Origin of the sequence: Acinetobacter sp. ABJ-A23_2, from assembly GCF_044538765.1 — a bacterium.
Lineage (GTDB): Bacteria > Pseudomonadota > Gammaproteobacteria > Pseudomonadales > Moraxellaceae > Acinetobacter > Acinetobacter nosocomialis_A.
In genome coordinates this window covers 173424-193817 of record NZ_JBIUCP010000001.1, presented here as the reverse complement: position 1 = coordinate 193817, position 20394 = coordinate 173424, and the positions used below count along the sequence as shown (strand labels likewise).

The following is a 20394-nucleotide window of genomic DNA, read 5'->3' as shown; positions in this document are numbered from 1 at the left end:
AAAAAATATAACTTCAAACAGGATTTATATGCACCTTATATATTACATTCTTAAATAAACAAAGCTAAAAGCTCCGACAAGAACTAACACCAACAATGTCATAAATTTAGTTATTTTTTTATCTTCCCATGTAATTTTAAGCATAGTCCAGCCCTGAAAGCGTTTAGCAAGAATGCTATTTAAAATAAGCGTTGAAAGATGCAATATAACCAAAGCTAAAAATAAGTTTGCGAAAAATGAATGTAAGTCTCTCAAAGAATAAGTAAAGTGCTCTGTTCCATATCCAAGTGCTACAACAACAGGAATGAGTATAAAAATAAATACAATCGAAGCTTGAAATAGCCCAATACTGAATAATTGAATTGAATTTTTCGAAAAAATACTTACTGAATTTGCATGACTAAACGACTTTTTAATTGCGTTGAATGCCATACTGCTCCGCTTCTTTATGCCAAATGGCACAGTATTTGAAATACGTGGACTTAAAAAATGCCAGATAACCCGTGTGGTAATACTCATCAGGAGGATATAACCAAACATCATATGCACCTGATGTAAGTCCTCACTATCTCCCGTAAAATAAGCACCAACAAACGCAACCATAATAATGATGTGCAAGATTCTTATAAGAATATCAATATGAGATAAAGTTTTTGACATCACAAAACTCAAAAAATCAAAAATAATCACAACTTTGGCAATTGAAACTTAAACAAATATTAATCAAATTTATTTAATCACCCCCATAAAAAAAGAGCACCTATAAAGGTACTCTTTCGTTAAAAATATATCTTAATTAAAACTTCGTATCGCGCATTTGCACTAAAGTTGAATTCGCTTTTGCCAATGTATCTGCAACTTTATTCATTACCGCCGGAATCAAACTATCTGCCATTTGGGCCGCTTGTAGACCTAACTTTTCACCCAAAGTTGCCTTTTTACGTGTGTTAATCACATAGACATCATGCTGAGGTAACAACGCTAATAGATACTCATCAGAAGTTTCTAGTTTATCTACAAGGTTTAAATCAAGCGCATCTTGTCCATACCAATGCTCACCTGTAGCAACCTTGTCTACATTAAGCTGTGGACGGTACTTCTCTACAAAGTGCTTAAACAAGATATGTGTTTGTTGTAGCTCTTCTTCAAACTTCGCTTTACCTTCAGGCGTATTTTCACCGAACATAGTCACAGTACGCTTATATTGCCCAGCTGTATAAAGTTCGAAGTCAACGTTATGCTCTTTTAAAAGACGATTGAAATTTGGAACCTGAGCAACGACACCAATCGAACCAACAACAGCAAATGGTGCAGAAATAATTTCATTTGCAATACAAGCCATCATATAGCCACCACTTGCAGCGACTTTGTCGACACAAATCGTTAAATGAAAACCTGCATCACGCAAACGAACTAATTGAGCTGCTGCTAGTCCATAACCATGAACCATACCACCCGGACTTTCAAGACGTACCACTACGCGGTCACGTCCAGCTTTAGCTGTAGCTAAAATAAGAGTGATTTCTTCACGAAGGTTTTCAACCGCAGATGCTTGAATATCACCTTTAAAATCTAAAACAAAAATTTTCTGATTGTTCTTACGGCGGATTTTAGCTTCTTTCGCAAGTTGTTGAGCCAATTGTAAAAGTTCTAAACGGCTTGCTGTCGTTTGTGCAATTTTTTTTCTCTGTTCATTTACACGTGCATTTAAATGACTAACACGTATTTCCGCAGGGAGTTTAGGCAAATGGAATAACATAAAATTCTATGCTCATAAGTTTGTCTTTATAGCCTTAAGATGTGGTTCTTTTGAATAAAATTCAATAGCGATTTTGCAAAATAGATTCATTTTCATTTATTAAATAAAAAAAAGAGCACAAGGCTCTTTTTCTTTTACAGCTAGAAATTAACCGAAACGGCCAGTAATGTACGCTTCTGTCAATTGATGGTCAGGTTGCGTAAATACTTTTTCTGTAGAGTTTACTTCGATCAAATCACCTAAATGGAAGTAAGCTGTACGGTCTGAAACACGTGCTGCTTGTTGCATTGAGTGCGTTACAATCACAATCGTATATTGATCAGAAAGTTCTGAAATAAGCTCTTCCACTTTTGCTGTTGCAATTGGGTCAAGTGCAGAACATGGTTCATCCATCAAAATGACTTCAGGACTTACCGCAATCGTACGTGCAATACATAAACGTTGTTGCTGACCACCAGATAAGCCTGTACCCGGCTGATTCAAACGGTCTTTCACTTCTTCCCATAAGCCCGCTTTACGCAAGCTATTTTCAACAATTTCTTCTAGGTCATATTTGTCACGTGCTAAACCATGTAGCTTTGGTCCATATGCAACGTTATCAAAAATAGACTTAGGAAACGGGTTTGGCTTTTGGAATACCATACCCACCTGAGCACGTAGCAATACAACGTCCAGATTTGGATCATAGATATTTTTATTATCTAAAGTGATCTTACCTGTTACACGGCAGCCATCAATCGTGTCATTCATACGGTTTAAAGTACGTAGGAAAGTTGATTTACCACAACCTGATGGTCCAATGAATGCAATCACTTCATTTTGGTAGATATCTAAATCAATGCCTTTGATCGCTTCAAAGTCGCCATAATAAACATGGGCATCTTGTGCACTAATTTTGATTTCAGTTGAGTTCTGCTTTTTTGAAGTTTGCGGTTCAAAATGCGAAACATATGAAGTGCCATGATTCAGCGGCTTATCTGTAAATTGAGATTGTTCAGTATTCACTAACTTATCCTTTTCTAAGGAATTCGTAATATCAATAGTATTCATTATTTATCCTCTATTACCAACGCACTTCGAACTTTTTACGTAACCAAATTGCAAGGCTGTTTAAACCAATCATTAATGCAAGAAGTACGATAATCGCAGCAGCAGTACGGCCTTCGAAGAAGTTACGCAACTCATTACCCTGCCATAAGTAAACTTGAACAGGTAAAGCTGTTGCTTGATCAAATGGAGTGGTTGGAATACTTGCAACGAATGCACTCATTCCGATTAAAAGTAACGGCGCAGTTTCACCAAGCGCATGTGCCACACCAATAATTGAACCTGTCATGATGCCCGGCATCGCCAAAGGTAAAACATGATGGAAAACGGTTTGTACTTTAGAAGCACCTAAACCAAGTGCAGCTTGTCGAATTGATGGTGGAACAGCTTTTAAAGACGCACGGGTTGTAATAATGACTGTTGGTAATGTCATTAAACTTAATACCAAACCACCGACAAATGGAGCCGACAATGGTAAATGCATCCAACCAATGAAAATGGCTGCACCAAGTAAACCGAACACAATTGAAGGAACAGCTGCAAGGTTATTAATATTGACTTCAATAATGTCTGTAAGGACATTCTTTGGAGCAAACTCTTCCAGATAAATAGCACTCGCCACACCAATTGGAATCGAAATAATGATCACAATCAGCATCATAAATAACGAGCCCATGAATGCACCGGCAAGACCACTAATTGCTGGTGAACTACGAGAGTCTGGATTTTTAAATAAGTTGGTATTAAACGTATTTTCGAGAATACCTTTTGCTTTCAAATCATCTGCAAGCTTACGGATTTCCGGATCAAGCTGTTGCTGGTCATCTGGTAATGAGCGGTCAATATTGCCTTTTAACCATACATCTACGTTAGCATCACCCAAGAAAGTAAGGTTCTCTTTTTTACCAATCAGCGATGGGTCAGCAAATACCATGTCACGCAAACGATAAGCTTCAGAGCTTGCGTAAAGGCTACGTAAAGAATCACGTTGTGACTCAAGTGAAGGATCTTTAGCGACCATACCATTTACGATCAGGCTATCCCAATCCACCATACCCATTTTTGTTTGCCAAGCTACATAACGTTCTTGGTAATGCGCAGGTGTTTCACCTTGAGTACGTGCTGGCAATGGACCGGCATCAATCACTTTAGGATCGAAGTAAACTGGTACATTCATACTGGTTTGCCAAAAAGCAGGTAAACCTTTTGCCAAAATACTACCAAACAATAGCGCTACGAATGCAAGACCAATAACCACTGCCGATAAACCAGCAAAACGGAAAGCTTTTTCTTTGCGGTGACGTTTAGCCAATGACTTTTCAATCACTTTTTTACGGCGATCACGTGCTTGAGCAGCAGCTTGTGGATCAAATACGTTCTGATCCATAGGAGACGATGTATTTGATGTACTCATTCGTATTGCTCACGGTATTTACGCACAATGTACAGTGCAACAATGTTTAATCCCAAGGTGATTACAAAGAGTGTTAAACCCAGTGCAAATGCCACCAAGGCCTGTGGGCTTGCAAAATCGGTATCGCCAGTTAACTGTTTTACGATGGTTACAGTCACTGTCGAAACAGCTTCAAACGGATTTGCATGTAGAAGTGGACTGTTCCCCGCTGCCAAAACCACAATCATGGTTTCCCCCACGGCACGTGATACAGCCAATAAAAATGCCCCAGTAATACCCGGTAATGCTGCTGGTAAAACCACTTGGCGAATTGTTTCTGATTTGGTTGCGCCAAGTCCGAGTGACCCATCACGAAGTGCACGAGGAACTTGAGTAATAATGTCATCAGATAAAGATGAAACGAATGGGATAATCATGATTCCCATTACGAAACCAGCAGTCAGTGCACTGGTTGCGTTAATTTCGATACCAATATGAGCACCCACAGCTTTAAAGAATGGACCAATAATCATCATGGCAAAAACACCATAAACAATTGTTGGAATACCCGCTAAAACTTCAATCGTTGGTTTTGCCCATGAACGTAACCATGGTGAAGCATATTCAGCTAAATAAATGGCAATCATTAAGCCAACAGGTACAGCAACCAATAAAGCAATACCACTGACCATGAGCGTGCCCCATAGCAATGGTAATAACCCATAACTACCTTCAGCATTACCTGAAGTACTAAAGCCAGGGTTCCATTCTGTACCAAAGAAAAAGTCAATTGGACTTACAAAATGGAAGAAGCGCATTGCTTCACCAAACATCGACATTACAATGCCGATTGTGGTTAAAATTGCTACACCAGAACACAAGATCAAACCAACATTAATGGCACGTTCAACTTGGTTACGTGCACGATATTCTTGACTGATTTTTTTCTTTGCCCAGACTAAACCTAATAATGCAGCACATACAACAACGGCAAATTTGGCAAAAGAGCCAATCGTTTGAAATTTTGCATATTGCTGAGCAGCAGCCAACTCATAAGCTGCCGGATGATCACTTACCCCAAAACCAGAAGCAATCGCTTGAACTCGATCAACAAGTACACTTCTTGCTGCTTCATCAAGAGAAGCTGACACAGAAGCTGGAACATTATTAAAGATAATATGATTTAAAATATTTGGTTCAACTAAGTTCCAAATCATCAAAATTAAAAAAGCAGGGATACCGCACCAAAGTCCAACCAGTGCGCCATAATAGCCAGGACGAGAATGTAATGTCGCCGAGTTGCTTCCCTTACCTGCTAGGTTACGGCTTTTTCTCAGCCCAAGTTGATATGCAATTGCCACAAGGGCTAACAACACACCGATAAGTAGCAGATTCATGTATTCTCCACTGTTTTCTCAATTGTCATAATTTGGGAAAAACGTGTTAAACAAAAAGGCTGATGATCACTTGGGATCACCAGCCCCTATTCAAAACAATTTATTTAACAGTTTTACCTGCTTTAAAGTCAGCTAAGACTTTAGCGCGTTCTGCATCAGACATCGCGATTAAACCGTCACGCTCAGCTTTAGAACCTTTACCAGTCGCTTTTTTGCTTAGGAAGTATTCTACATACTGTGGTAAACCTTTAACTGATTTTAAGTGTTCGCCTTTTACATAGAAGAATAATGGGCGAGATACAGGGTATGTACCATTTAACACAGTTTTCTCAGAAGGAAGTACGTTGTTTACTGATGCTACACGTAACTTGTCACGGTTCATGTCATAGAAACTTAAACCAAATACACCTACTGCACTTGGAGAAGTTTTTAAGCGAGCTAGAGTTTCTGTATAGTCGCCAGCAATTTCAATTACACGGCCGTCTTTACGGAAAGTCGAACATGCTTTCTTCTGAGCATCTTTATCTAGGTTTTTGAAGTATTCGTATGATTCACAACCAGCATCAACCATTTTTTCTTGGAAAACTTCACGCGTACCGTGGTTAGACGCAGGAATTACAAGCGTAATAGGTTCGTTAGGAAGTGATTTGTCAATTTGGTTCCAGTTTGTATAAGGGTTTGGAACCAATTTACCTTTTGAAGGTAACTGTGCAGCTAAAGCAGCAAACACATGATAAGGTTTTAATTTATAAGCTGCTTTGTGTGAGCTAGACGCAAATACGATACCGTCATAACCGATTTTGATTTCTTGAATTTGCTTTACGCCAGCTTTGTTACAAGCTTCAATTTCTGTAGTTTTAATTTTACGAGAAGCGTTTGCAACGTCGATCGTGTTGTCACCAACGCCTTGACAGAATTGTTTTAAACCAGCAGAAGAACCACCAGAACCTACAACAGGAGTTTTAAATTGAGGGAATGTATTACCAAACTCTTCAGCTACAACGCTGGCAAACGGTAATACAGTTGAAGAACCAGCAATTTGAATCGTATCACGAGCTGCATTTGCAGTCGTTGTTACAGCGGCCCCAGTTACTGCTAACGCAATTGCGATTTGACGTGGATTTAAGCGCATTCTGTTCTCTCTCATTAATGCAATAGGTTGTACGTCACTTTTTGTTGAGTGCTTGTACGCTCTTCGATAGCTGCATTGTGAATAGAAAATATGACAAATAAGTTACAGTATTATGACGCTTTCATGATTTTTATAATGTTCATTGTCACATTTCTAAATCTATTTTATATCAATCATTTAATCTTATTTTATAAGGGTTGTGTTACCTCAATTTTATATTAAATATGACAATCACCCAAATTGATAAAATTACAATTATTCTTAAATTATAAAAGCTTAAAGAATTTAATAAATTGATATTACAAAGTTAATTTATTGACACATTTCTCAAATTTTTACATGTCATATTTATTTTTAAAAAATTATTTCGTTCTAACATGAAAATATTATGACAAAAAGATAAACGGTTACCTGCTCTTTGTCAGATAACCGCAATATCACTGTCAATTTAGCATATTAGTTTGATTGTACTTCTGGCATAGGGACCATTTTTTTACGGTACTTGAAGAAATACATGATGGCTAAAACAGCAAGCCAGATTGGACCTAAAATTACAGCCAGTCTCATATCTGGCGTCATTGCCATAATAATAAGAATGAAACATACAAAGCTAATGGTTAAATAATTACTCCATGGACTCATAATGCTTTGGAACTTAGTTTGGCGACGTTGTAATTTCATTGCTTTGGTAAATTTCAAATGCGTGACTGAAATCATAAGCCAGTTAATAACAAGTGCAGCCACAACCAACATCATAAAGAGCTGAAAAGCTTGACCAGGGATTAAATAGTTCACCACCACACAGACTGCTGTGATTGAGGCAGAAACAACTGCTGCTGGAACCGGAATACCACGGCTGTTTACTTTTTTCAAAATTGCCGGAGCATTACCCTGCTCTGCCAAACCATGCAACATACGGCTATTACAATAAATACAACTGTTATAAACCGAAATAGCAGCAATTAAGACCACAAAGTTCAGAACATTTGCTACGCCATTACTATTGAGTGACTGGAAAATCATAACAAATGGGCTACCGCCTTCTGCCACCATATTCCAAGGGTAAAGACATAAAAGAATACCAATTGCACCGATGTAAAAAATCAGGATGCGGTACACAATCTGGTTTACTGCTTTTGGAATTGTTGTTTCCGGTTTCTTCGTTTCTGCCGCCGCAATACCAATAAGCTCTAAGCCACCAAATGCGAACATAATGACAGCCAAGGCCATAATAAAGCCATGAATACCATGTGGGAAGAAACCACCGTGTTGCCATAAATTTGCAACACCTGCTTGTGGACCTGCTGAGCCTGAGAATAATAGATAAGCACCAAAGCCAATCATGCTTAAAATGGCAACAATTTTAATGCAGGAAAATAAAAACTCGGATTCCCCAAAAAAGCGGACATTTACCAAGTTAATGCCGTTAATTAAAATAAAGAAAAATAAGGCTGTCATCCATGTCGGAATTTCAGGCCACCAAAACTGTATAAAAGTACCAATTGCACTCAGTTCAGCCATGCTTACCAGCACATACAACACCCAATAGTTCCAGCCAGACATAAAACCAGCCATTTTGCCCCAATACTTGTTCGCAAAATAACTAAAAGAACCACTTACCGGTTCTTCAACAACCATTTCGCCCAAATGACGCATAATTAAAAAGGCAATCACCCCAGCAATTGCATATCCTAATAAAATTGAAGGACCAGCCAATTTAATTGTTTGAGAAAGACCTAAGAATAACCCTGTTCCGATCGCCCCTCCGAGTGCGATGAGTTGAATATGCCGATTGGATAAGCCTTGTTTTAACTCGTGCTTATTGTTTGCATCCATAACATTATCTCCAATGTTGGTGTCACTTCCTGTACACCTTTATTCAGCACCATATCCGAAGGCCAGAAACCGACCTTCGGACATAAGTTGCTTTAATATGAGTCCATTTAATTTTGAGAAGACGTGTCCTATCTTCTATTTAAAACGAGCTTGCATCCTTACATTTAATCGGTTGGGAACGCTCCTTTAAAATTTCGTAGCCACGATCGCCGTAGTCAAAACGTGCAATCACGGAAGCAAATTTTTTCAAACTTACTGGCGCATCCATTGCCGGTAGTTTTAATTCAATAAAAGTTAACTGGTCATTTTGCTGAACGTTGTCTAAAACGCTCTTTAGCTGCCCTGCGGTTTCAACTACATAAGTTGTATGGCCTTTCTTACCGTTAAATACCGCTGGAATTTCAGTGTATTTCCAGTTTTGCACGTCGTTATAGGCAGCGGTTTCACCCATAATTAAGCGCTCAATGGTGTAACCACCATTGTTCAGCAAGAAAATAATTGGTTTTAAACCGTGACGGATAATTGTAGAAAGCTCTTGTACCGTAAGCTGGAAAGAACCATCGCCAATAAATAAAATTTGACGGCGTTCAGGAGCAGCTAACAAACTACCAAGCAAAGCCGGCAAGGTATAACCAATAGAGCCCCAAAGCGGCTGAGCAATATATTTAGCTGTCGCTGGAAGCTTTATACCTGACAAAGCAGAGTTTGATGTTCCTACTTCACCAATAATCACATCATCTTCTTTTAAGAACCCTGAAATGTAGTTCCAAAGCACATCTTGGCTTAGCTTTTGTTGAGCTGGAGCTTCAATTACTTTCTGCGGTTGCTTTTCGAGAAGAGGTGTTGACGATTTACGTGGCGCAACTTTTTTATTTAGCTCGACAAGTAATTGTCCAATTTCAATACCCGGAAAATCTTGCCCGAAAATGTTCAGACCATAAGATTTAATTTCGATGTAGTTCTTGGTTTCAATTTGATGCGTAAATACAGCTGAGCCAACATCGGTAAAGCGTGCACCAATACCAATTAGGCAGTCAGATTGCTCAATGATATTTTTCACATGCGGTTGGCTTGCCCCACCTACATAAGTCCCGATATAACGAGGTGAGCCCTCATCCATAATATTTTTTGCAGTATTCATACCTGCAAATGGAATTGAGCATTTTTGAGATAAATCATTTAAAAGTGAAGTTACACCAAAAACCGAAGCTTCATTATCAATAAGAAGTGCTGGACTTTGAGCATTCTCAATAATGTCACAAAGTTTGCTCACCACACTTTGCAATAATTCAGGCTCAACAGCTGGATAACTTAGGTCGAGCGGACGCTCAGACACTTCAATTTTAACGTGAGTAATATCACCAGGTAGTTGGATGTGTACAGGACGGCGTTCAAGGAAACACTGACGTAACACACGATCAATTTCAGAAGCTGCATTTGCAGGAGTTAAACGAGTTTGGGCAACTGTGAACTCTTTCATACAGTTCATAATATTGTCATAGTTACCATCGACAAGCGTGTGGTGAATTAAAGTGCCCTTTTGTACTGCATGTAAAGGTGGAATACCTGAGATATGAATAAGAGGTACATTTTCTGCATAGGCACCTGCAATACCATTAATGGCACTTAAGTCACCTACACCATAAGTGGTTGCCAAGGCAGAAAAACCGTTAATTCGTGCATAACCGTCTGCTGCATAGGCAGCATTTAATTCATTACAATTTCCAATAAATTCGAGTTGTGGGTCTGCTTCAACTTGTTCTAGATATGAGAGGTTAAAATCACCAGGTACACCAAAAAGATGTTGGATACCCATTTGTTTTAGACGAAGATTTAAAAATTCACCAATTTCTATGAACATTGCTCTATATCCTTTGAGACCAATTTTTATTCCATAGAAAAATAATATTTCATCTATCTTTTAGATTTCGTGCATAATGAAAACGCATTTTAATAAAAATACATGATTTGTGTATCATAAAAGGATTTTATGCAATGGATAAGTTCGACTGGCAAATCATTCAGGCACTACAAAAGAATGGACGACTCACCAATCAGGAAATTGGAGATTTAATCGGTTTATCTGCTTCTCAATGTTCAAGACGACGTCAATTGCTTGAGCAAAAAGGCGTGATTCTTGGCTACACGGCACGCATCCAGCAACAGGCGCTAGGGCTTGAAGTTACAGCAATGATTCACATTAATTTAAGGACACATGAGGCAAAATCACAACAGGCTTTCCAAGAGCTGATTGAAGCGGAAGATAATATTCAAGATGCGTTTTCAATTAGTGGCGATGCGGATTTTATTTTAAAAGTCGTTGCTGAAAATTTAGAACAACTTTCTCAATTTGTGACTGAAAGATTGCTTTCTTATAATTTTATAGGGCACATAAAGTCTTACATTGTTCTTAAAAAAATTAAAGAACAGAATCATTTTTTAATCAAACCTAAAAGCATGAGCTATCATCACTCCCAATAAGCAAGCGAAGCTTTTTTCCCATATAGATAAAAATAAAAAGGCGGATACTAGATCCGCCTTAAAATGAATATTTAGATTTTACTAATATGGACCGTTTGTCCAATCGTATTTTCAAGCAAACCTTCTAAGCCAAACTCAGCACCTAAGCCTGACATTTTCCAACCACCAAAAGGTGCATGAGGAAGAACTTCTGCATGGGTATTGATCCAAACAGTGCCACATTGAAGCTGAGTAGCATAAGTTTGAGCAGCTTTAATATCAGAAGACCAGATTGAACCACCCAAACCAAACTCACTGTCATTGGCACGAGCAATAGCATCGTTGATATCGGTATATTTTAAAACAGGCAACACTGGACCAAATTGCTCTTCTTGCACCACACGGCAAGAGTCAGGAACTTCAGTCAAAATAGTTGGCGCAATAAAGTAGCCCTGCTCTGGGACTTGTTGTTGCCCCGAAAGTGCTTTTGCACCTTGTGCAATTGCTTCAGCAATAAGAGCTTTCACTTTGTTATATTGCATTTGGTTTTGTACTGGTCCAAATGTTGTAGAAGATGCCATACCATTCCCCACAACTTGAGCGTTGGCAATATCAGCTAACTTTTGAGATAAAGCTTCATATTGGCTTTCATGCACATATAAACGCTTTAACGCCGCACATGTTTGACCAGCGTTTAAGAACGCCATATTAAAAATCTTGGCTGCAATTTCATCGATATTTGCATCAGGCAATACAATACCAGCATCATTACCACCAAGTTCTAAAGTTAAGTGTTTTAGCTGCTGAGCTGCACCAGCCATAATGTGCTGACCAGTTCGAGTTGAACCCGTAAACACGACTTTTTGTACATCTGGATGAGAAGATAATGCTTCACCAATCTCACCAGCACCAACCACAATTGAAATAACACCAGCAGGAACTTCTTGCTGAATGATCTCACATAAACGTAAAGTCGATAGTGGTGTGTATTCAGAAGGTTTGCTAATGACAACGTTACCTGCACGTAAAGCAGGCATGATATGCCAAACTGCGATCATCAGTGGCCAGTTCCATGGCGTAATTGAAGCCACTACACCTAATGGTTGGCGATGGCGCTCAATACGCTTAGTTTCACTGTCTTCAATGACTTCTACAGGTAAATCTATCGCAGCCGCATAACGCGTCCAACCAATTGCACCCTGCACTTCCATTTGTGCAAGTGCAAGTGGCTTACCTTGTTCAAGCACAACCAACTCTGCAAGCATTTCAGCATGCTTTTCAATTCCATCTGCAATCTTGTTTAAGATTGACTTACGCTCTTCGTGTGAAACTTGTTGCCAAGCTTTAGATGCTTGTTTAGCAGCGCTCACTGCCTGATTTACCTGCGCAACTGATGCTTTTGCACAACGTGCAGCAGTTAAGCCAGTAGCAGGGTTAAGAATTTCTAGTTCACCTTGTTCACCTGAACAAAGTTGACCGCCAATAATGAGTTTAAATTCATTGAGCATATTCGCTTGTTGCATTTCTTCTTCCTTGTCTTAATTGTAATTACAGCCACTTACTTTTTTCAGTTAAAGCGGGATTATTTAAAGTGAGTACGATATTGATATATCAATGCGACCCAAAATATCGGGAACATACCAATACAATAAGAAATTTGCTCCCCATAAATCATGCATAATTATTTATGTTTTTTGAAAATATGCATGTTTTGTGCATTTTATTCTCTTGCGATGCACACTTTTAATAAAAATAATATGTAATAAAAAAGCCCGGCAATAAACCGAGCTTTTTTTGTTATCAACTTAATTAGTCGATTGGTGGTACATAGTTACCAGAAGCAATTGCATCTTTAATGCGTTCAGCTTCAGCCAATACTTGACCTAAAAGGTTTTTAACATTTTCGAATGTCACAACAGGGCTTAATGTTGTCATCTTCAATGACTGTACATTACCCACTTTTGTTACACCGATATTTGCTTCACCACGTGCGAACAATTCGTCTGCTACATTTTGGTTTAAGCTATCGATAAACTCAACTGGGTAGCCTTCTGGCACAACGCGGAACAATACCGAAGCAAATTGTGGTTCAACTAAAAGCTCTAAACCTTCAGTTGCCTTGATGTAATCTGCAACTTCACGAGTCAGTTTTACACCATGGTCAATCATTGAACCATATAGGTCTTCACCAAGTGATTCAATTGTCATCCACAATTTTAATGCATCAAAACGACGAGTCGTTTGTAATGACTTAGACACAAGGTTAGGTACACCATGTTCTTCGTCATAAGCAGAGTTCAAGTATTCAGCTTCGTAGTGCATGAAACGATAGTTCGCTTCGTCTTTTAACAAGAACGCGCCACAGCTAATGCTTTGGAAGTAATGCTTATGGAAGTCGAGGGTAATCGAGTCAGACAACTCAATACCATCAAGCATTGCACGATAGTCATTTGACAAGATCAGTGCACCGCCCCACGCAGCATCGATGTGCATCCATGAACCATATTTCGTTGTGATTTCACGAATTTTCTTCAATGGATCAATTGCACCAGCATCGGTTGTACCTGCTGTTGCAACAACACAAGCAACAACTTTACCTTCAGCTTGAAGATGTGCCATCGTTTTTTCGAGAGCATCTACATCCATCTGTGCATTTTCATTCACAGGAACAGTCACAACTGACTGGAAGCCCATGCCCATCATTGCCATGTTCTTTTGCACAGAGAAATGCGCATTTTCAGAACAAATGACTTTGACGTTTTTCATTGCCTCAGCTGGAATACCATCACGCTGTACAGACCATGGATTACCATTTTCGTCTTTCCAGTTTTTCGAGATGCACCAGTCACGAGCAAGCAATACACCCATCAAGTTAGATTGAGTACCGCCAGAAGTGAAAACACCAGCCTGACCAGAACCATAACCTACTTTTTGACGCAACCAATCAATAAGCTGAACTTCCATTAATGAACCTGCCGGGCTTTGATCCCATGAGTCCATAGACTGGTTAGTTGCATTGATTAACACTTCCGCAATCTGGCTCATCACCATAGTTGGGCAGTGTAAATGCGCTAATGAATGTGGATGGTGTACTTTCAAGCTTTTATTTAAGAAAAGCTCAATCATACGTTGAAGTGATTCTTGTACACCCATACCTTCTTTTGAAGGTTGGAAAGAAATTGCTGAACGCAATTCTTTAATGCTACCGCCTGTGTACATTTTTTCATTTTGCAACCATGCTGAAACGGCTTTTACCGCTTCGCCCATTGCTGACTCATAGTCAGCAATGGATTGTGCATCATTGCAGAGTAACGCTTTACGATGTTCTGCAAAATCCACCATTCTTACGCGCCTCGTACTGCAACCAATGCTTCTGCAATCGCTTTCTTGAAGCGGGCAATTACTTCAACACACTCTTCTTGAGTAATGATAAGTGGGCAAAGTAAACGAATTACTGTACCGTTACGACCGCCTTTTTCAAGCAATAACTTGTTGTTAAAGCAAGCAGTCTGGATCGCAGCCGCTAACTGAGAGTCAGCAGGATGAGAACCGATACGGTCAGCAGGTTTACGCTCGTCAACGATTTCAACGCCGATCATTAAACCGCGGCCACGTACGTTACCGATACATGGGAATTCAGTAGCTAATTTTTTCAATTCAGCTTGTAAAAAATCACCACGTTCTTGTGCATTTTGAGCAAGATTTTGTTCCTTGATCGTTTCTAATACAACAAGACCAGTACCCATAGCAAGTTGGTTACCACGGAAAGTACCCGTGTGACCGGCAGGCTGCCAAGCATCAAATTTACGTTTAATACCTAATACTGCAAGTGGTAAACCACCACCTACTGCTTTAGACATTACAACAACATCAGGTTCAATACCTGCATGTTCAAATGCAAACATTTTTCCTGAACGTGCAAAGCCAGCTTGAACTTCGTCTAAAATTAAAACGATGTTGTGCTTTTCAGTCACTTCACGGATTTTTTGCAACCATTTTACTGGAGCTGTAACAACACCGCCTTCACCTTGAATTGCTTCAAGAATGACAGCTGCAGGCTTAGTTACACCGCTTTCAACATCTTCAATAAAGTTTTCAAAATAGTAAGTTAAAGCATCAACACCAGCTTCACCACCTAAACCAAGTGGGCAGCGATATTCATGCGGATATGGCATGAATTGTACGCCTGGCATTAAACCATTAACCGAGTTTTTCGCACTTAAGTTACCAGTCATTGCAAGTGAACCATGGGTCATCCCATGATAACCACCAGAGAAACTGATTACTGAACTACGACCAGTGTAAGTCTTAGCAAGTTTAACCGCTGCTTCAGTCGCGTCTGCACCAGCAGGACCACAGAACTGTAAGCAGTACTCTTCTTTACCGCCTGGTAAATATGCTAACAACGCTTCAGTAAACGCATCTTTTAAAGGTGTGGTTAAGTCTAAAGTATGCAATGGCAAACCACTTGCCAATGTGTCTTGAATACTTTGAATCACCGCAGGATGATTATGACCTAAAGCCAATGTACCTGCCCCAGCTAAACAATCAAGGTACTGTGTACCTTCAACATCAGTAACCCAGCAACCTTGTGCTTTCGCTATCGCTAACGGTAATTTACGTGGATAGCTACGAACATTCGATTCCATCTGACTTTGGCGAGTCAAATAATATTCGTTGGTAGCATTAGTGGCAGGGTTGACAGAAGTAACGCTCATATCGGATTACCATCTCTGATAAGGGTAGAAAGAAATAAGTCTGGTGACTTTTGGTCCTTTGACTCGGTGCTTTATAGAACTAGCGAAGACACATATTTTATATCTTGTAACTAGGAGCGCGATGATACCTAATTTTGCAAGAAAAAAAACGTCTTTTGTGTACTTTACTCATCTAATCTTATTGAAAAAATGTATTATCCCAATAGTTATGATGAATTATCATCATACTATGTGACAACCTAAAGAAAATATTCTTTTTTTATATTAGTTTGATTTTTTAAGTTACATTGAAATACTTTATTTTTAAGTTTTTATTTTTTAAAGCTTTTATTTGCACCAAAAATTAAAAAAATTGATTTAAATATTACAAATACCCCACAAAATCTGCAAAAGTTATGCATAACTTATGTTTAACATTTCTTAATGAAAAAAATTAAATTTATATTAATTTTTAAAGGATAAATTTATGCGTACTTTAGCAATATCTACTCTTCTACTTGGTACGGTACTCAGCCCTATGGTTTTTGCCCAAGATGATAATGCACTTCACTACAATATCGTAAATGTACAAGCTGAAGCTTCTCGTCAGGTATCTAACGATGAAATGCACGCAACTTTATATATTGAAAAAAGTAACAAGCAACCTGCTGAACTTTCAAATCAAATTAACCAGTTAATGAATCAAGCACTTGCGACTTCACGTAAATACCCGCAAGTAAAAGTGGAAACTGGTGCTCAAAGCACTTATCCAATTTATGACAATGACAGTAACAAATTAAAAGAATGGCGTGGCCGTGCAGAAATCCGTTTAGAAAGTAAAGATTTTAAAGCAGCAAGCCAATTAATTAATGAGTTACAGCAAAACTTCCAAACTCAGTCGATTAACTTTAGCGTTTCAGATGAGCAACGTAAAAAAGTTGAAAATGAGTTAATGGTTGAGGCATCTAAAAGCTTCCAGCAACGTGCTCAAATGCTGACTCAAGCTTGGAATAAAAGCCAATACACATTGGTGAATCTGAACTTGAATACCAACAATTACTTCCCTCAACCTGTTATGCGTGCCAGCCTAGCTAAGTTCGCTGCTGCTGAAGCGGCACCAGCTCAAGACATGGCTGCTGGTGAGTCTAAAATTACCGTAAATGCAAACGGCTCAATCCAGTTTAAATAATTTATCTTTCAAACTAAAAAAACCGCATAAGAATGCGGTTTTTTATTGTTCGATATTAAGATTCCAAACGTAAATCCTGCAATGAACTCCAAGCTGCTTTAGCTAACACATCTTTATAAACTTTAGGGTCGGACTTTACACGTTGCGATAACCACGCACGGCAATAACTCTCTGTAGAACCAATGACCAATGAAAGCAAAAGCTCATTTGGAATTAAACTTAATGCTTTAAATTCTTCAAAATTTGCAATCAGACTAAATATATTTTGGTTTCTGTTCTTATTTCTTTGGACGAGCTGCTGGTGTTCTTCACCTTTCATCATGTTAAAACGTGCTGAATTTAAAAATCTTGCGAATTCAGGCTGCTCACTTACCCAGTCCACATAACTATGAATTAAAGCAAATACCACATCTTGTAGCGTTTTGGCCTGTTTTAAGTATTCATCTCTTAGAGCCGTTTGGTCATCTAAAGCTGAAAAAAATAATGCCGCGACGATACCCTCTTTATTTTTAAAATGGTGATAAATTGCTCCAACACTCGTTTCTGATTTGGCACGAATCATTTCTATACTGGTCGTTTCAATACCATGCTCTAAAAAACAGACTAAAGCATCTAACAATATTTGTCGTTTTAAAACAGCCCTTCTTCCGGGATACAAACGTTCTAATAAGTTTTGAGCAGATACCATTTTGTATTCTCTGACCAGTCATCGGAGATATTTTGAATGACTTGACGCCTATTTGTAAACAGAACTATATTCTTTAACAGAATAATATTCTGTATTTAAAATTATAGGAAGTAAAATTATGCCAACTACCTTAGAACTTTGGAAAAAAGTGACTGCTTTTCCTAAAGGAAAGTGGACATTCTCTCGTATGCTGTGTCTAAAAGCGCCCTATTTCGGTAGTATTTCCCCTCTTTTTATTGAGTTAAAACCGAACTATTGCGAAATTTCTATTAAGAAGAAGCGCTCTGTGCTTAACCACATTGGGACAGTCCACGCAATTGCCATGTGCAATATGGCAGAACTCGCAGGTGGGACTATGACAGAAGTGACCGTCCCTTCTACACACCGCTGGATTCCCAAAGGCATGACCGTTGAATATTTAAAAAAGGCAGAAACAGACCTCATCGCTATTGCAATGCCTGTACAAAGTGATTATGACTGGGAAAAAGCAGGAGAATATTTAGTAAGTGTAGATGTTTACGACACTCATAAAGACAAAGTGTTTCATGCGGTCATTACAATGTGGATTTCTAAAAAGAAATAAAAAAAGCCCTGAAATTTCAGGGCTTTTTTAGCTTATTTTTTAAATGGGAAAGCATATTTTGCAATACGCCCAACCACTTGGCCGAACTGTTTAACAAAGCTAGCATTGTTATAGTTCAAACCATATTTTTTACAGACTGCTTCAACTTTTGGAGCCATTTGACGATAACGACGAGCAGGAATATCTGGGAATAAGTGGTGTTCAATTTGGTGGCTTAAGTGACCAGATAAAATATGGAATGCTTCCGAACCAGTTAAGTTAGAAGAACCACGAATTTGGCGCATATACCAGTGACCGCGGCTTTCATCTTGTAAAACTGTTTTTGGAAACACTTCTGCATCTTTTGTGAAGTGACCACAGAAAATAATACTGAATGTCCAAATATTACGAAGACCATTTGCAACCAAGTTTCCTGTAAATACAGGTAATGCTGCAGGACCTGCAATGAGTGGGAAGAAAACATAGTCTTTAAAAAGTTGTTTACCAATCTTTTTATTCACTGGTTTTAACTCTTCCAAAAATTTTGCTTTAGTCTTACGTTTGTAAAGAACACGACCAATTTCAAGATTCTGGATTGCTACGCCCCACTGGAACAATAAGCAAAACGGAATACTATAAACAGGTTGAAGCAAGAAACCTGGTTTCCAACGTTGCTCTGGGAATAAGCGAAGTAAGCCATAACCAATATCATCATCAATACCTTTAATATTGGTATAAGTATGATGCTTATAATTATGCGTTTGACGCCAGTTATCCGATGTACCTACTGTGTCCCACTCATACGTTTGGCCATTAAACTTAGGATCATTCATCCAGTCATACTGACCGTGCATCACGTTATGACCGAGTTCCATGTTCTCCATAATTTTAGAGAAGCCTAATAGACCTGTACCTAAAATCCATGCTGGCGGGAACCAACCTGCAAATAGACATGCACGGCCTAAAAGACCGCTATAGCGAACTGCTGCATAAACACGGCGGATGTATTTTGCGTCTTTTTCACCCAAATCATCCAACACTTCTTGTTTGATCTGATCAAGCTCTTTTGCAAATGCTTCAAGTTCCGCTGGAGTCAAATCGCGATTTTTAGGATTTTTAAAATATTCGACTTTCACTGGCATATTCATAAGAGGTCTCTCTTAAAGATCAATAACTAGATCGGATTGTGCTGAGTTCACACAAATCTTAAGTAACTGGCTTGGTTCTGTATTTTGACTACCGTTTAGTAAGTTACGTGTAGAACCTTGCGTTTTACTACAAACACATTTATTACAAATTCCCATACGGCAACCATGTGTTGGCTTAACACCTTCATGTTCTAGGCTCACCAAAATTGATTGACCCTTAGGAATTGCTATCACTTTATTAGACTGTGTTAATGTGACATTCACATAACCAACGTCATCTGCAGAGCTTTCATTCGTTAAACTAAACGCTTCAGTAAGCACGGCTGGTGCTTTTTCAAAAAGCTCCTCGACAGTTGAAACAAAGCCAGATGGACCACATGCGTAGACCGTGCTGTTTTCAATATCATCAACCAATGCAAGATGTTCAGCATTTAAGCGCTCATCATTTGGTGTTTCTTGTGTGTAAAACACCTGATAACTGAAGTTTGGATTTTGTTCAGCTACTTGTTCGAAAAACTCTGTAAAAGCAGCATCAGAGCGCTGTTTTACCCAATATAAAAGCTGAACCTGTACTTTTTCTAACTGCTGGCTTTGCTTAATTGCTGTAATTAAGCTCAACATTGGTGTAATACCACTACCCGCAGCCAACATAATTAATTTCGGTGTCTGGATATTCTGTTGCATGTCACCATAAGGCTGACCAAGCTCAAAAATATCACCAATTTTACTTTCGGCAATGAACCAGTTACTGACAATACCATCAGCAACTTTTTTAACGGTTAAACGTAAGTGCTCTGCGTCTACTTGCGTCAAGCTATAAGTACGTTCATAACGGCGGCCTGCAATTTCAACAATCACTGGATGATGCTGACCTGCTGCTCCCATTTTAACCAAACGGTTGCATTTTAAAGTAAGGCTCACAGTGTCATGAGCTACGAATTCTTTTTTTACAATTTGAACTAGTCCGTGCTTTACAGACCATAAAGGATTTATTTTTTGTAGCCAGAAACTCGCTATATCTTTATCAAATACAGCTTGTGTTAATGAATTGAATAGAGAATTTCTCTTTTCGATTGCTTGCATAAC

17 protein-coding genes are annotated in these 20394 nt (G+C 38.7%); 3 read left to right on the top strand and 14 right to left on the bottom strand.

Annotated features, from left to right (window positions below):
- Window positions 1-42: 42 nt before the first annotated feature.
- From ACH63V_RS00920 to ACH63V_RS00885, 8 genes are all read right to left on the bottom strand, one after another.
- On the bottom strand, window positions 43-660 hold the full coding sequence (locus ACH63V_RS00920) for a cytochrome b/b6 domain-containing protein (RefSeq protein ID WP_396462480.1): 618 nt from the start codon (window positions 658-660) through the stop codon (window positions 43-45).
- 136 nt (window positions 661-796) lie between these two features.
- Window positions 797-1759 carry a protease SohB gene (gene sohB, locus ACH63V_RS00915; protein WP_077169542.1) on the bottom strand — a complete coding sequence of 321 codons (963 nt, stop codon included), beginning with the start codon at window positions 1757-1759 and terminating at the stop codon, window positions 797-799.
- Window positions 1760-1906: 147 nt separating this feature from the next.
- Window positions 1907-2809 carry a phosphate ABC transporter ATP-binding protein PstB gene (gene pstB, locus ACH63V_RS00910; RefSeq protein ID WP_004700130.1) on the bottom strand — a complete coding sequence of 301 codons (903 nt, stop codon included), beginning with the start codon at window positions 2807-2809 and terminating at the stop codon, window positions 1907-1909.
- 13 nt (window positions 2810-2822) lie between these two features.
- A complete protein-coding gene (gene pstA / locus ACH63V_RS00905) occupies window positions 2823-4220 on the bottom strand; it encodes a phosphate ABC transporter permease PstA (RefSeq protein ID WP_077169543.1) in 1398 nt (465 codons plus the stop codon).
- Window positions 4217-5596, bottom strand: coding sequence for a phosphate ABC transporter permease subunit PstC (pstC, locus tag ACH63V_RS00900; RefSeq protein WP_002052700.1), 1380 nt, complete (start codon window positions 5594-5596; stop codon window positions 4217-4219). Before pstC ends, pstA begins: the two co-directional genes overlap by 4 nt.
- A gap of 100 nt (window positions 5597-5696) precedes the next feature.
- A complete protein-coding gene (locus ACH63V_RS00895) occupies window positions 5697-6728 on the bottom strand; it encodes a substrate-binding domain-containing protein (RefSeq protein WP_002052826.1) in 1032 nt (343 codons plus the stop codon).
- Between the two features lie 456 nt (window positions 6729-7184).
- On the bottom strand, window positions 7185-8564 hold the full coding sequence (locus ACH63V_RS00890; protein WP_396462479.1) for an amino acid permease: 1380 nt from the start codon (window positions 8562-8564) through the stop codon (window positions 7185-7187).
- A 139-nt stretch (window positions 8565-8703) separates the two neighbouring features.
- A complete protein-coding gene (locus ACH63V_RS00885; RefSeq protein ID WP_396462478.1) occupies window positions 8704-10425 on the bottom strand; it encodes an alpha-keto acid decarboxylase family protein in 1722 nt (573 codons plus the stop codon).
- A gap of 134 nt (window positions 10426-10559) precedes the next feature.
- On the opposite strand from ACH63V_RS00885, the gene ACH63V_RS00880 reads away from it, so the two are divergent.
- Window positions 10560-11045 carry an Lrp/AsnC family transcriptional regulator gene (locus tag ACH63V_RS00880; RefSeq protein WP_000357090.1) on the top strand — a complete coding sequence of 162 codons (486 nt, stop codon included), beginning with the start codon at window positions 10560-10562 and terminating at the stop codon, window positions 11043-11045.
- A gap of 71 nt (window positions 11046-11116) precedes the next feature.
- Here ACH63V_RS00880 and ACH63V_RS00875 read toward each other — a convergent pair whose 3' ends face one another.
- The 3 genes from ACH63V_RS00875 to ACH63V_RS00865 all read right to left on the bottom strand — a co-directional run bounded on the left by ACH63V_RS00875 (window position 11117) and on the right by ACH63V_RS00865 (window position 15742).
- Window positions 11117-12547: an aldehyde dehydrogenase family protein gene (locus tag ACH63V_RS00875; RefSeq protein WP_396462477.1), complete on the bottom strand. Its 1431-nt coding sequence runs from the start codon at window positions 12545-12547 to the stop codon at window positions 11117-11119.
- Between the two features lie 286 nt (window positions 12548-12833).
- Window positions 12834-14366, bottom strand: coding sequence for a pyridoxal phosphate-dependent decarboxylase family protein (locus ACH63V_RS00870; RefSeq protein WP_396462476.1), 1533 nt, complete (start codon window positions 14364-14366; stop codon window positions 12834-12836).
- A gap of 2 nt (window positions 14367-14368) precedes the next feature.
- Window positions 14369-15742, bottom strand: coding sequence for a diaminobutyrate--2-oxoglutarate transaminase (locus ACH63V_RS00865; RefSeq protein ID WP_311069380.1), 1374 nt, complete (start codon window positions 15740-15742; stop codon window positions 14369-14371).
- Window positions 15743-16208: 466 nt separating this feature from the next.
- Here ACH63V_RS00865 and ACH63V_RS00860 point away from each other — a divergent pair, with 466 nt between their 5' ends.
- Window positions 16209-16910: an SIMPL domain-containing protein gene (locus ACH63V_RS00860; RefSeq protein WP_212511058.1), complete on the top strand. Its 702-nt coding sequence runs from the start codon at window positions 16209-16211 to the stop codon at window positions 16908-16910.
- 55 nt (window positions 16911-16965) lie between these two features.
- On the opposite strand, the gene ACH63V_RS00855 is transcribed toward ACH63V_RS00860, so the two are convergent.
- Complete coding sequence (locus ACH63V_RS00855) at window positions 16966-17598, bottom strand: TetR/AcrR family transcriptional regulator (RefSeq protein ID WP_396462475.1); 633 nt, start codon at window positions 17596-17598, stop codon at window positions 16966-16968.
- Window positions 17599-17716: 118 nt separating this feature from the next.
- Between ACH63V_RS00855 and ACH63V_RS00850 the strand changes: the two genes are divergently transcribed.
- Complete coding sequence (locus ACH63V_RS00850; protein ID WP_396462473.1) at window positions 17717-18181, top strand: hotdog fold domain-containing protein; 465 nt, start codon at window positions 17717-17719, stop codon at window positions 18179-18181.
- Window positions 18182-18213: 32 nt separating this feature from the next.
- Here ACH63V_RS00850 and ACH63V_RS00845 read toward each other — a convergent pair whose 3' ends face one another.
- A complete protein-coding gene (locus ACH63V_RS00845; RefSeq protein ID WP_212511055.1) occupies window positions 18214-19308 on the bottom strand; it encodes an acyl-CoA desaturase in 1095 nt (364 codons plus the stop codon).
- 12 nt (window positions 19309-19320) lie between these two features.
- Window positions 19321-20391, bottom strand: a complete 1071-nt coding sequence (locus ACH63V_RS00840) for a ferredoxin reductase (RefSeq protein ID WP_396462472.1) — start codon at window positions 20389-20391, stop codon at window positions 19321-19323.
- Window positions 20392-20394: the final 3 nt, after the last annotated feature.

Coding starts and splice junctions, on each gene's coding strand:
- ACH63V_RS00920 (WP_396462480.1), bottom strand. CDS start 660: ATGTCAAAAACTTTATCTCATATTGATATTCTTATAAGAATCTTGCAC.
- sohB (WP_077169542.1), bottom strand. CDS start 1,759: ATGTTATTCCATTTGCCTAAACTCCCTGCGGAAATACGTGTTAGTCAT.
- pstB (WP_004700130.1), bottom strand. CDS start 2,809: ATGAATACTATTGATATTACGAATTCCTTAGAAAAGGATAAGTTAGTG.
- pstA (WP_077169543.1), bottom strand. CDS start 4,220: ATGAGTACATCAAATACATCGTCTCCTATGGATCAGAACGTATTTGAT.
- pstC (WP_002052700.1), bottom strand. CDS start 5,596: ATGAATCTGCTACTTATCGGTGTGTTGTTAGCCCTTGTGGCAATTGCA.
- ACH63V_RS00895 (WP_002052826.1), bottom strand. CDS start 6,728: ATGCGCTTAAATCCACGTCAAATCGCAATTGCGTTAGCAGTAACTGGG.
- ACH63V_RS00890 (WP_396462479.1), bottom strand. CDS start 8,564: ATGGATGCAAACAATAAGCACGAGTTAAAACAAGGCTTATCCAATCGG.
- ACH63V_RS00885 (WP_396462478.1), bottom strand. CDS start 10,425: ATGTTCATAGAAATTGGTGAATTTTTAAATCTTCGTCTAAAACAAATG.
- ACH63V_RS00880 (WP_000357090.1), top strand. CDS start 10,560: ATGGATAAGTTCGACTGGCAAATCATTCAGGCACTACAAAAGAATGGA.
- ACH63V_RS00875 (WP_396462477.1), bottom strand. CDS start 12,547: ATGCAACAAGCGAATATGCTCAATGAATTTAAACTCATTATTGGCGGT.
- ACH63V_RS00870 (WP_396462476.1), bottom strand. CDS start 14,366: ATGGTGGATTTTGCAGAACATCGTAAAGCGTTACTCTGCAATGATGCA.
- ACH63V_RS00865 (WP_311069380.1), bottom strand. CDS start 15,742: ATGAGCGTTACTTCTGTCAACCCTGCCACTAATGCTACCAACGAATAT.
- ACH63V_RS00860 (WP_212511058.1), top strand. CDS start 16,209: ATGCGTACTTTAGCAATATCTACTCTTCTACTTGGTACGGTACTCAGC.
- ACH63V_RS00855 (WP_396462475.1), bottom strand. CDS start 17,598: ATGGTATCTGCTCAAAACTTATTAGAACGTTTGTATCCCGGAAGAAGG.
- ACH63V_RS00850 (WP_396462473.1), top strand. CDS start 17,717: ATGCCAACTACCTTAGAACTTTGGAAAAAAGTGACTGCTTTTCCTAAA.
- ACH63V_RS00845 (WP_212511055.1), bottom strand. CDS start 19,308: ATGAATATGCCAGTGAAAGTCGAATATTTTAAAAATCCTAAAAATCGC.
- ACH63V_RS00840 (WP_396462472.1), bottom strand. CDS start 20,391: ATGCAAGCAATCGAAAAGAGAAATTCTCTATTCAATTCATTAACACAA.